Consider the following 11,262-nt stretch of genomic DNA (forward strand, 5'->3'; position numbering starts at 1 on the left):
GAGTTTTGGTACTAATATTTAAAGATTAGATCGCACAATATGTTATTAAGTACAAACTTAAAGGTTAGAACTATGTAGAGAAATTTAGATGTAAAGTCTCTACGTGGTTTGAGTTATCAGTTTGTTAGTAGCTTGATCGTCAAAGCACAGCTTTAAATAAAGTCAAGATAGTGAAGTTAACTGATGCCTAAGCAGTAAAAGACTTTTTTGTTTCTTTACATGTCATTTAAAAAAGACATAAAAATATGCCTTGATTTTTCGGGTCACAAAGAGAGAAGGTGAAGTAAGTAATATTATTTAACATCTACATATATATGGCTGACAGAAGGCGTTCCGACGATTACAAGCAGGTCAGTGGTTATATTCCACGAGAACTAGCCTTAGAGTTCAAAAGTATTTGTGCTCGCTTAGGTATATCTCAAAGCGATGCCATAGAAGAGATGATTCAGGAGTGGCTCAGTAAAACTACAAGTTCTAGTGCAAAAAACACTCTTCCAGAAGTACCTAAAACAATTGCCGATCTAGTCAGGTTGAACATGAAAAAGCTCAAGCGCTGCGGAGTAAAGAATTTACAAGCGCTGGCTGAAGGAGAAGTCTTACCAACACCTGGAGATTTTGCTATCATCACCTCGGCTTTAGCTATCCCAGAACAAGAAAGGATGAAGATTTGGCAAGGAACCTATGAAGCGTCCGTGTATCACAATACTAAGGGTGTAAAAGTATATAGAGTTGCTGAAAGTGTAAAAGCAGATGAGTGTGAGTATTCTTAAAATTCTCAACTTACCGGGTTGGAACTATAAAATGTCCTATGATGGCTTGTCAATTCTGGCCCCAACCAAACGCGATGCTACACAGCTAGCTCAAAGCTACGGAGAGGAACTCAGTGAGACAGCGGCGAAAATTAACGGTAAGGTAAGGATCAAATGGCGTGGTTGTAAGCAACCAATCGAGTTCTTCGGATGGATGGCGAGCCAACCACCTACAGCTTCCGAAACTGCCGAACGTATCTTACAGACTGACGGTAAAGTGTTTTGCAGCCAGCTGCACCTCCCTGATGAGTTGTTGTATCGCATGGTTGCTGCTGCTGATAACGAGCGTCCTGTCAGCATCGTCAGACAAGATAACCGCAAGCAGATTATTGTGAATCAGCCAATGGTTGAGATGCTGCAAACTCCCCCAGAGATTGCAACTCAACGGGTAATGACCAAATTTTGGCTACCGGAAGATTTGGCTGAACTAGAGCAAAGATTACACCATGACTGCCAATTTACTTGGACTTACTCAGCCGGTTTAAATGAGCAAGCTTGGGCAATCTTGACTACTCAATTTGAAGCTTTCGAGGTTGAAGGGATTTGGTACAGGCAAGGAACCTGCATATCTACTCCTCAACTCGTACCAATTCCGCCAGGGGTGCTTGAATCGGCTTAAATGCACAATTTAATTCCTTCTAGAACTCACAAGTTATCAGGTGTCGTCTTTTTTGAATAAGTTAGATCGGGAATTTATTGTCATAAAACTCTAACAATATACAGGCTCTTTATTTAGTCAAAACTATCAACTGCTAACGCTGTTATATTCATACCAAGTTGCAATCAAACATAGTAAAGTCATTGCGACTGTAACGTAGTCAAGGAAACAATCTTATTAATTTTCAGGTACTACGGCTGACCGTAACTTAGTACCAACATACGTATTTCGCTTCAAAGATAACATCAAGATTTTGCACCAAGTTGAGGATGATTTGAGTTTAAGGTAATACCGCAATCTTTTAATTCATTAAACATAATAAATAAACCGAAAACCAACCCAAATAACAGCAATACACTACCAATTTTTAGTAAAGAGTAGGTGTTGCTGTCGATTTGTCTTTTGATGAGAGCTTCTCACAACAATTTGGTATAGCTTTCGATTTCGAGCTTTGATAGAGCGTTCTTCAACCCTCACATTGAAAATTAGACCGATGGTTTGTACCCATTGTTTTGCTCGATGCGACCTCCAAAGCGATCGCGCAGACATAACTATCAAAATTAAGCCAATAATAGTAAATGGCAAGACTGGAAATACATTGGATAAAACAAACTCGATCGCAAATCTTTCTTACTTGACAGTAAGGTATGAAAGCTGCACTACCTTATCCGAAGAATCTCTCATAATCATCATGACTACCAATCCAAAACCATGTCACTGTATCGCTTTCTAAAATGCCAATAGCTCGATAACTACGTGTAATTCTGACAGACCAAATGTTCTCCTGGTCATTGATACATTTGAAATGTAAAGATGGGTGAAATGGATTTTCTCTCCAAATTTCATAGGCTTTTCTAGCACTCTGCCTAATATTTTCATCTAGAGACCGATAACCAGCCCAAAATGAAGGGAGAGTTGCGGATTTCATAGCTGGTTGTAGTCCATTGGCTGAACAAGCCCCTCAGCAATTTCCTGTTTAGCACGTTGAGCAGCTGTCACAAGCTTTTGTTGAGTTGCTTTAAATGACTCTTCCCACTGAAGTTCATCTTGTAAGTCTTTTATATATTCTTGAAGATGTTCTGCAATTTTATTTTGTACATCTTCTGGTAAAGATTCCATCATTTTAACTACAGTACTAATTGCTAGAGATGACATTATACAATTTTCCTTTTTATCTACCTCTAGCATTTATTTTATAGCCTTTTTACTCAGCATACCAAATCTGCCGTAGTTCGGCGAACCAATATTTTGATGGCAAAATCATCGCAGCCGGAGTTTTTTCCGGAGCTATCAAAATAGGAAACCAAGGAGATTTTAAATATCCTCCAGGGAGATGTTTTCGATATACCATAATCGATGTGAAATATACGAGTTGATTAAATGTTAATGAGTCGGGAATTTCGATATTAAATAGACAGTCCATTTCATTAGTAATGACTTCAGCAAAAGTTACGAAATCTGCCATCTCTGGATGCTCAAGCTTTTTATCTTTCAGTTCATAAAGGTCTTTGGCGATTCTTGTGAGTTCCTTGAGGTTACTATCAAATACTGGAGCAGGACTACAGACGATAACTGCTGGATGATCCCACTTTCCTGGCTGAAAAAGTAAATTATTTGCTTGAACTATTTGTCCCCAAACGACCATACCCTTTCTTAAAAGAATATTTTGGTCGCGGTATAACGCGCAAAATCTGCGATCGCGTTCTAAAATCATCCACCAAGGAGGTATCAAGGAGTTATACAAGAATCGCTTGAAGGAAAATCCTTGACATTGCTCCTGAAATTTTTTGCGTGTCTGATACAAACAATATGCAGCGTCCATCCCAAATCGTATCTCCTTTTCCAGCTTATTAAGAAAGACAACAATTCCCTTGCTCATTATTCCCAGTGCGTTCCCCAAAGAGGTTGTCAAAGACATCGCTACTGTTATAACCGAGTTACACTCTAAAAATAGGCGATCGCTAAATAAGTCTAGGCTTTAGCCAGACGTAACTTTAATATCTGTTGCTGGTAGACAACGCTTGCTGAATGCTCGCTGTAAATCTAGCAAGCCTTACACCCTAAACCATGAATTATATAAAAAAAAGCCCGGTCTAAGACTGACCGGGCTTTTAGCTATGTCACATTATCTAACGAAGAATGTAGTCTTATTACAACTCATTAAGCAGCAGGTTGCTCAAGATTTACTTTCACAACTTTGTTCTTCGCTTGCTCAGTTTTAGGCAATGTCAAATTCAAAATGCCATCTTTGTAATCTGCTTGTACTTTGTCATTTTGAATTGGCGCAGGTAGAGGAATTACACGTTGGAATTTACCATAGTAAAATTCGGTTTTGGTAACGCCTTTTTCCTCAGTTTTGTTTTCTGTCTTGCGTTCCGCTTTTACAGAAACAGCCTTTTCAGTCACTTGAATATCTAGGTCTTTAGCATCTAGTCCTGGAAGTTCTAGCTTGAGATGAATAGCATCTTCAGTTTCTTGCAATTCAGCAGCCGGAACTCTAACCAAGCCTTTTTCAAACACTGTGGATGGTACTCTTGTATCTTCAAACAAGCTATTGAGTTGGCGTTGGATAGCGTTTAATTCTTGCCAGGGGTTGTAACGAACTAACATATCAATTTCCTTCTTAGCAGTAGTCTTTGTTTGCCTTGCTTTGATTCTTATAGTATTGTTTGTAAAACCTAGTGTTAGTTCGGCTAATAACACATTATTTAATGATGATTACCGAACCTAATTAAAGCTATAATTTTAGGTGTAGAAAACTGCAAATTATTAGTTCGGTAAACCCTAAACCTTGCTGTTATTTATGCGATAAATCCTCGTCGCAGCTTTCAAATCTGCCGCAAGTACTAGCATTACCCCAAGAGGGCGATGTCCAGTCAGTCATTGCAGGTGTATTATGTAGTTGTGTAGATAAACATATAAATAACTGCACTTGACAGAAAATGCTTTTGAGAAAATCAAAAGATTACAGGTAAATATATAAGTATTGCGGAAAAATAACCTTAACATCAGCGCATTACAAAACTTACACGCACGAAAATAATATTTGATATAACTTATTTTTCATACCCAGAGTAGGGGTAATAGATTAATATCCAAATTAACTTTGTCTTAATAAAGCTCATTTAAATTACTCTGCCAAGTAGATAGACTTGATTAAACCTAAAATGCCTTGTAGAGTAATAATTTCTTCTGCTCTCTGCGCTCTGCCTTTAAACAAAATGATATGAAAAAGATTACTACGCTTTTTAGTGAAGAACGCAACCAACTCCAGATAGATATTGAAAACACAAACAGTATTGAACAAGTAGTTAAGCTGGTTCAAACCCGACTTGATAATCTTGAAAGAATTTATATTAGCGAGCTAAATTTAACTCAAGTCCGTTTGGCTGCTTTTTTCTTAGATATGCTGCGCCAGTCTATTAGTACTTTGGCTGCGGCTAACCTTGCTCAAACCGTTTCAACACAGCAAATTGATCGCCCAATTCCCAACTTTTCTCCGAATAGAGCCATTCTGAAACTATTAAAAGCACTGTTATATATAGGCATTTTAGGTTGGTTATTTTATTTAAGTAAAACTACACCAGGTGCATGGATGGCTATTTTACTAGCTTCTGTGCTTTTGGGATTGGAAGTTGTGCTGCAACTCGACAAAAACAATCAAGAAGGCAATTCCACCTCACAAGAGATATTAAAATTACCTCAAGCTGTCCTGCGAGTTGATAGTAAAGTTCTTTTAGATAACCTTGTTGATGCTCTCCATACCATTGACCTAGCAGTCGCTAGATTTGAAGAAGGAAACAAGCAAGAAGGCGATCTGGGTATAGAAGAAGTTCCAGAGTTATTAGGTTTTCTACAAAAGCTCATGGGCGCATCATTTCTAAATAAACCCCAAATGGCGATCGCACTAGCGCAACTTCTACCTCAAATTTTAATGGAACAGGGCATTCGCGCCCAAATTTACCGAGCTAACGACCCTCAAAGCGATCGCAATTATTTTGACTTTGAGCCAAGTATCGACCCTGACACCAAAGATTACGTAACTTTAACACCTGCATTGTTAAAAGGCGATCGCTTATTGCGGCGCGGTCGAGTCATTGAGCCAGCATATTCCCAGGCTAGAGAATAACAGACAATAAGACTATGGAAATTTTAGAGACAATTGGTTTTGATTTGGGACACGGTGAAACAGCTGTAGCAAAAGCGATAGTAGAAAGCATTGAACCTCCCCAAATGCTAGAGATTAATAATAAGAAAAACCAAATTACGGCTTTGGGTTGGCATCCTAGATTGGGTTATCTTGTAGGAGAACAAGCTTTAATTCAAGCTGGCGTTACCCAACTAGCAATTTCTTTCAAGCAAAAACCAAATAACGACCCCAAATATCAAGAGACAATTAGCACATTTGTTGCCACTTACTACCACCTTTTAAAAGAAAGTAAACAAATTGAAGGTGGAGAAAATACTTATTTTTATGTGGGTTGTCCTTCTGGATGGTCAGCGAGCGATCGCGCAGAATATCAAAAGCTACTACGATCGGCAGGCATCGATCTACTAAATGTTGTCCCCGAATCGCGAGCTGCTTTTATGCAAGCCAAAGAAGCCGGGAAATTAGAATATGAAAAACTACTTTCTTCAGTACTAATTGTCGATATTGGCTCCTCGACCACAGATTTTACCTTAGTTAAAAGCTTACAAGAAATCCCCATAGATTTTGGCAGCAATACTTTAGGCGCATCATTAATTGATAAGGCTATCTTTGAACGCACTCTTGCCCAACACGAGCAAAAAGCATTATTAGAAAAAGTCTTTGCAGAATATCCTCATCACCAAGCGCGTTGTGAACTTGCTTGTCGCAAAACTAAAGAAGATTACTTTTCTAACGAACAACTATATAGTGATGCTCAATCTTTTGCTCGTGGATTTGAATCTATCAACGAACAAATATATTTTATTCCTCAAGTTAACAAATCAATTATGGAGGAAATCTTGCATCAACCTTTGCCTGAACTAGAACAAAAGAGTTGGATGCAATCATTTCGCGAAGCAGTCAAAGAGGCGAAAGAACAGCTAGATAAACAAGGAATCGTACCAAAAATTCTGCTGATGACAGGTGGTGCATCTCGGATGAAATTTACACACCAAATCTGTCAAGAAATCTTTCCCGAACCAGAAACACTCCTGCGTCCAGATCCGGAGCCAGAACGTTGTATTGCATTGGGTTTAGCGCGTGTAGGTAGATGGGATTTACGGGCTACTGCTTTCCAAAAAGAAGTTAACAAACTAATTGAATCAAACAAACTAGAAAACTTAATTGAAAGACATATTCCAGAGTTAATTGAATTGTTAACTCAGCCACTTGCAAATAGTTTGATTGAAAACGCAGTTCGACCAGGAGTAAAAGACTGGCAGAAGAACAAAATAAAAACTTTAGCCGATCTGGAAATTTCAATGACAAATCGAGCAGAACAGTGGCTACAAGGCAATATCGCGCAGCAGATAATTAACAAACAATGCATTAATTGGTTTAATAATAAAATCCAACCAGATTTAGCCGCTCAAACCGATCCTATCTGCCGAAAGTTTCAAATTCCTAGAAGTAGTTTAAGATTTGAGGATAGCATTGACCCAGCTTTTGTTAATCCAGAACTTAGAATTGGCGATGCGATTCTGGCTGACACAGTAGCGTTGATTGTTAACGTAATCATTGGTGGGGGAACTCTTGCCAGCATTATTACTTTGATATTAACCGGACATTTTACATGGCCGATCGCATTAGTATATGGTGCTTCAGTTATGGCAGCAGGAATGGAGTTAAATCGTAAGGGTGTCCAAGAAGCAATCAAGACAAATGTTGATGTTCCAGGTTGGCTGCGTTCTAGTTTTTTGAGCGACAAAAAAATTGATGATATGTGCCAGCAAATTAAGCCGGAGTTAGAAAAGGTGCTGCGAGAACAACTGACAGCGAATCAAGAGGCTTTTGACGAACTGATAGCCAAAGTTGAGCAAGGTTTGGAAAAAGCCCTTTCCACCAAAGTACAAGAGGCAGTAATTCTTATTCAATAGCAAAATTCTGCTCAAATTCGTGTAACCACACAAAATTAATTACAGTCAACAATCAACACTCAACTCATTGGTTGTGAATGGAATCGCGTTGTCTATGGATGAGTGCTCGTTGATAGAGAACCCGATCTCTTTGGTTGTGAATGCGATCGCTTTCTTTATGAATGAGTGCTCGTTAATAGAGAACCCGATCGTGTTGGTTATGAATGCGATCGCGTTGTCTATGGATGAGTACTCGTTAATAGAGAACCCGATCGGGTTAGTTATGAATGCGATCGCCTTGTCTATGGATGAGTACTCGTTAATAGAGAACTCGATCAAGTTGGTTATGAATGCGATCGCCTTGTCTATGGATGAGTACTCGTTGATAGAGAACCCGATCGTGTTGGTTATGAATGCGATCGCGTTGTCTATGGATGAGTACTCGTTAATAGAGAACCCGATCGGGTTAGTTATGAATGCGATCGCGTTCTCTATGGATGAGTACTCGTTGATAGAGAACCCGATCTCTTTGGTTATGAATGCGATCGCCTTGTCTATGGATGAGTACTCGTTGATAGAGAACCCGATCTCTTTGGTTATGAATGCGATCGCTTTGTCTGCGAACTTAATGCAGCAAATTGTTGCCAGCAAAGATACAGCGCACGCGGTACGTGAAAACAACCTTTCCATTTACCGCCTTTGAGGTTTAATAGCACTTCTCCACGCCGATTGAGGTAGCCAAACCACTCACCATACTCGGCATCTGCAAAGTGTGACCAAGCATAATCATGCATTTTTTTATACCATTCCCAACAAGCGTCACGCCCCGTTAAGCGATAGCCCATTGCCAATGCAACCAACGACTCCAGGTGAACCCACCACAACTTTTGATCCCATTCCAGTTGTTGTGGTGGATATCCCTCCGCATCCATAAAGTAATACAATCCGCCATACTCACTATCCCAGGCAAAATTTAGGATATTTAGCACTACATCAACAGCTTGGTTGATTGTCTTCGCATCTTGACGACGGTTGGCAATATCCATAATGAACCACATCGCTTCAATCCCGTGACCGGGGTTAATTAATCTACCTTCAAAACAATCAATGTGCGAACCATCAGGCGCAACATTTTCGTACATCAACCCCCGTTCTTGGTCAAGAAAATCGCTCATCACTTCCTGAACAGTCATATCCAAGACATTCTCTAAGGTTTCGCTAGGTAGCAACCATGCCATTTCTAGAGTGAGATTGGCTAAAATCATCGGTACAGCCAACGATTTCATCGGGCGTGTACCTGGGTAAGTCTTGGTATATTTGCCTTTGGGATTATCCTTGCGGCGCAAAACGTTGTCATAAGCTTGCATTGCTATATCCCTAGCCCAATCTTCACCGCAGGTGAGGGCGTATTGGCTAAAAGCCATCGCTGCAAAGCAATCAGAAAAGATATTGTAGGGCTGTACTAAAGGCTGACCTTCACGGGTGAGGGCAAAATACCAGTTACCATCAGCATCTCTGCCATGCTGAGAAAGGAAATTAGCACCATTAGTAGCTATTTTCAACCAGTTTTCGCGTTTTTCTAGCTGGTTGTAAAGCATAGAAAATGTCCAGACTTGGCGGTTTTGCAGCCAAATAAATTTATCTGTGTCATACACTTTACCTGTGCGATCGAGGCAAGTAAAATAGCCACCTTGCTCCCAATCAATCGAGTGTTTTTCCCAAAAAGGGAGTACATCATTGAGAAGCGCGTTTTTGTATAGTTCAGCCAGTTCTTGAAAATCTTGCCTCATAATGTCCTCCACCCTTGCAGCAAAATCAACAGCGTTAATTATCACTCTGCTGTGGATAGACTACAAGTACTATGCACTACTTGTACTCTGGCTTATTCACAAACTAATATCATGGCTTCTCCAGAAAAGTAAAAACTTTGTAATATGCTAATTTAATTTTTGCGGTGACTGCCATTCTCTCTGATATTGTCTGTTACGAGCTATCAGAGCTTTTATTAAATCGTCTGTAAAATTTAATTCTCTTAACAAAGAAATATGAAGTATTACACTTAGTGTATGAAAAAGTTGAGATAGTTCTTTACCTCTTGCAGCCTTCTTTCGTTGTTTTTTATTATGATGTGCTAGTGCATGACGAGTATTAGAAGCTCTACTAACAAAGTTTTGTTTATCATTATCACTGCCTATAAAATTATCAGGAAGTAAATGTGAAATATCTGCCAATATTTCATTTAGCCTTGTTTGGAGACTAACTTGGTTTTGAAAATTGAGCTTTCCTTTCAAAGCTTGTCTAAAATCATTAGTAATTCCATATTGATTATCACTACTATCACTTGGAAATTCTTGGATAACTTCTAAAAGTTTCTTGTAGATACCATTTTTGTATACTTTATCATCCTGATACGTACCTTTATATTTGTTGCCATGATACACCTCTAGAGCTTGAATTATATTTAAAAAACCATAATCTAAATAGAGATCAGGAGTATACATTGTGGTCATCAGCAAATTAAAGACTGGCTCGTATATTTGTCTCTTATTTAGCCATTCTATAAAAATTTCTCCAAATCTATCTCCCACATCAGTAAATAGAAATAGCATTTCATAAGGAGTTACTTTTATATCTAAGTGCTTTCCAGAATTCCAGAGACCGAACATTATAATAATCTGGCTTTCCAAAACATCCTCTTCTGTCATAAATGTTCCGTCATCATGGCTTGTATTCTTTGGATGATTAACATCTACATTTGCAGTTATGGAAATTATTGATGATGGCTTCGAGATTGCAAAGCTTAATAAATCTCTAAAATGGATTAGTAATTCAATACATTTATCTAATGGTTGATTACAATTATTTTTTATTGTCAAATAGGTTTTCTGCTCGATATTAGCCTGATAGTAAGTTGCACCCAAATAAACATCAAAGGGGTTGAGATTTATGCGAGAAAAAGTAATAGATACATCTAAATCATTAATTCTTGCCAAGGAAATACTTGAAGGTGGTTGATATGTGATCCAGAGTTTGTTTTCTTCTTGAGGTATAATAGCTTTTATGCCAGACTTGCCTATCCACTCTCTCAAATAAGCATATTCAACAGAAATAGACTTTAATTTAATACTTTCTTCTTCTTGAAAGTGAATTTTTTTAAAGATATACCTAACATTAAATATAACAATAGCTCTACCTTTGAAGAACTCGAATTTTTTGATCCTACCAGAACAGTTATACAGAGTAATTTCTTCATTATTTTCTAATAAGCCAAGAATAATTGTTTCTTGGGGTTTAATAAATTCAACTACTACTCCTCTTTCTAGTAGTGTTGAATCCCAAAAGGAATTCTCTGCATCAGACGTGATAAAGTCTCTTGCTTGACCTATTTCTTGAAATTCTGAATTATAAAAGGAACCAATTAGTTCTAGTTCTGCACCACTCTCAGGTGAAAAGCTTAATTTTCCTGGAACTACAATCGCAGGGTTGCTAGGAAGCCACCATTTTCCCAGAATGACAAATTCTTCTATCATTAACTATTTAATAGTACTTTTGTTCTTATATACTATTATGCATATTCAATTTATTTATTCAAGTATCTAATAAAAATCTATTAGCAGAAAACAATGAGTAGTGAAGAGTAAATATAGTCTTTGACTACTCATCTAGTAGAAATTAATTTGATAATAGCTTTCTTGTTCTACCATTAGCTTTTTCAATTCGGTGTAGTCGTTCTGGTTGTAAAAACTCAGA

11 protein-coding genes are annotated in these 11,262 nt (G+C 38.2%); 4 read left to right on the forward strand and 7 right to left on the reverse strand.

What is annotated here, in order from left to right; all coding sequences use genetic code 11:
• Positions 1 to 314: 314 nt before the first annotated feature.
• Positions 315 to 770 carry a ribbon-helix-helix domain-containing protein gene (locus AACU33_RS23655; RefSeq protein WP_096591107.1) on the forward strand — a complete coding sequence of 152 codons (456 nt, stop codon included), beginning with the start codon at positions 315 to 317 and terminating at the stop codon, positions 768 to 770.
• Positions 751 to 1,428: a hypothetical protein gene (locus tag AACU33_RS23660; protein ID WP_096591109.1), complete on the forward strand. Its 678-nt coding sequence runs from the start codon at positions 751 to 753 to the stop codon at positions 1,426 to 1,428. The genes AACU33_RS23655 and AACU33_RS23660 overlap by 20 nt, the downstream gene beginning before the upstream one ends.
• A gap of 703 nt (positions 1,429 to 2,131) precedes the next feature.
• Here AACU33_RS23660 and AACU33_RS23665 read toward each other — a convergent pair.
• From AACU33_RS23665 to AACU33_RS23680, 4 genes are all read right to left on the reverse strand, one after another.
• On the reverse strand, positions 2,132 to 2,395 hold the full coding sequence (locus tag AACU33_RS23665) for a ParE family toxin-like protein (protein ID WP_096591111.1): 264 nt from the start codon (positions 2,393 to 2,395) through the stop codon (positions 2,132 to 2,134).
• Positions 2,392 to 2,622 (reverse strand): hypothetical protein, encoded by a 231-nt coding sequence (locus tag AACU33_RS23670; protein ID WP_096591113.1) that lies wholly within the window; start codon positions 2,620 to 2,622, stop codon positions 2,392 to 2,394. The genes AACU33_RS23665 and AACU33_RS23670 overlap by 4 nt, the downstream gene beginning before the upstream one ends.
• 49 nt (positions 2,623 to 2,671) lie before the next feature.
• A complete protein-coding gene (locus AACU33_RS23675) occupies positions 2,672 to 3,385 on the reverse strand; it encodes a hypothetical protein (protein ID WP_339376244.1) in 714 nt (237 codons plus the stop codon).
• Positions 3,386 to 3,627: 242 nt separating this feature from the next.
• On the reverse strand, positions 3,628 to 4,077 hold the full coding sequence (locus tag AACU33_RS23680; RefSeq protein WP_096591117.1) for an Hsp20/alpha crystallin family protein: 450 nt from the start codon (positions 4,075 to 4,077) through the stop codon (positions 3,628 to 3,630).
• Positions 4,078 to 4,693: 616 nt separating this feature from the next.
• On the opposite strand from AACU33_RS23680, the gene AACU33_RS23685 reads away from it, so the two are divergent.
• Both AACU33_RS23685 and AACU33_RS23690 read left to right on the forward strand, forming a co-directional pair.
• On the forward strand, positions 4,694 to 5,596 hold the full coding sequence (locus AACU33_RS23685; RefSeq protein ID WP_096591119.1) for a hypothetical protein: 903 nt from the start codon (positions 4,694 to 4,696) through the stop codon (positions 5,594 to 5,596).
• A 14-nt stretch (positions 5,597 to 5,610) separates the two neighbouring features.
• The gene (locus tag AACU33_RS23690) at positions 5,611 to 7,533 is read left to right on the forward strand and encodes an Hsp70 family protein (protein ID WP_096591121.1); all 1,923 of its coding nucleotides are present in this window, start codon (positions 5,611 to 5,613) and stop codon (positions 7,531 to 7,533) included.
• Positions 7,534 to 7,578: 45 nt separating this feature from the next.
• Here the strand turns inward: AACU33_RS23690 and AACU33_RS23695 are convergent, their stop codons facing one another.
• The 3 genes from AACU33_RS23695 to AACU33_RS23705 all read right to left on the reverse strand — a co-directional run bounded on the left by AACU33_RS23695 (position 7,579) and on the right by AACU33_RS23705 (position 11,042).
• Positions 7,579 to 8,163, reverse strand: coding sequence for a hypothetical protein (locus tag AACU33_RS23695; protein WP_096591123.1), 585 nt, complete (start codon positions 8,161 to 8,163; stop codon positions 7,579 to 7,581).
• Positions 8,109 to 9,302 carry an AGE family epimerase/isomerase gene (locus AACU33_RS23700; protein ID WP_096591125.1) on the reverse strand — a complete coding sequence of 398 codons (1,194 nt, stop codon included), beginning with the start codon at positions 9,300 to 9,302 and terminating at the stop codon, positions 8,109 to 8,111. Before AACU33_RS23700 ends, AACU33_RS23695 begins: the two co-directional genes overlap by 55 nt.
• Before the next feature lie 147 nt (positions 9,303 to 9,449).
• The gene (locus AACU33_RS23705; protein ID WP_096591127.1) at positions 9,450 to 11,042 is read right to left on the reverse strand and encodes an ApeA N-terminal domain 1-containing protein; all 1,593 of its coding nucleotides are present in this window, start codon (positions 11,040 to 11,042) and stop codon (positions 9,450 to 9,452) included.
• Positions 11,043 to 11,262 lie beyond the last annotated feature (220 nt).

The sequence above is a fragment of the Calothrix sp. NIES-2098 genome, from assembly GCF_963875125.1.
In the GTDB taxonomy this organism is placed as follows: domain Bacteria; phylum Cyanobacteriota; class Cyanobacteriia; order Cyanobacteriales; family Nostocaceae; genus Aulosira.

Coding starts and splice junctions, on each gene's coding strand:
- AACU33_RS23655 (WP_096591107.1), top strand. CDS start 315: ATGGCTGACAGAAGGCGTTCCGACGATTACAAGCAGGTCAGTGGTTAT.
- AACU33_RS23660 (WP_096591109.1), top strand. CDS start 751: ATGAGTGTGAGTATTCTTAAAATTCTCAACTTACCGGGTTGGAACTAT.
- AACU33_RS23665 (WP_096591111.1), bottom strand. CDS start 2,395: ATGAAATCCGCAACTCTCCCTTCATTTTGGGCTGGTTATCGGTCTCTA.
- AACU33_RS23670 (WP_096591113.1), bottom strand. CDS start 2,622: ATGTCATCTCTAGCAATTAGTACTGTAGTTAAAATGATGGAATCTTTA.
- AACU33_RS23675 (WP_339376244.1), bottom strand. CDS start 3,385: ATGTCTTTGACAACCTCTTTGGGGAACGCACTGGGAATAATGAGCAAG.
- AACU33_RS23680 (WP_096591117.1), bottom strand. CDS start 4,077: ATGTTAGTTCGTTACAACCCCTGGCAAGAATTAAACGCTATCCAACGC.
- AACU33_RS23685 (WP_096591119.1), top strand. CDS start 4,694: ATGAAAAAGATTACTACGCTTTTTAGTGAAGAACGCAACCAACTCCAG.
- AACU33_RS23690 (WP_096591121.1), top strand. CDS start 5,611: ATGGAAATTTTAGAGACAATTGGTTTTGATTTGGGACACGGTGAAACA.
- AACU33_RS23700 (WP_096591125.1), bottom strand. CDS start 9,302: ATGAGGCAAGATTTTCAAGAACTGGCTGAACTATACAAAAACGCGCTT.
- AACU33_RS23705 (WP_096591127.1), bottom strand. CDS start 11,042: ATGATAGAAGAATTTGTCATTCTGGGAAAATGGTGGCTTCCTAGCAAC.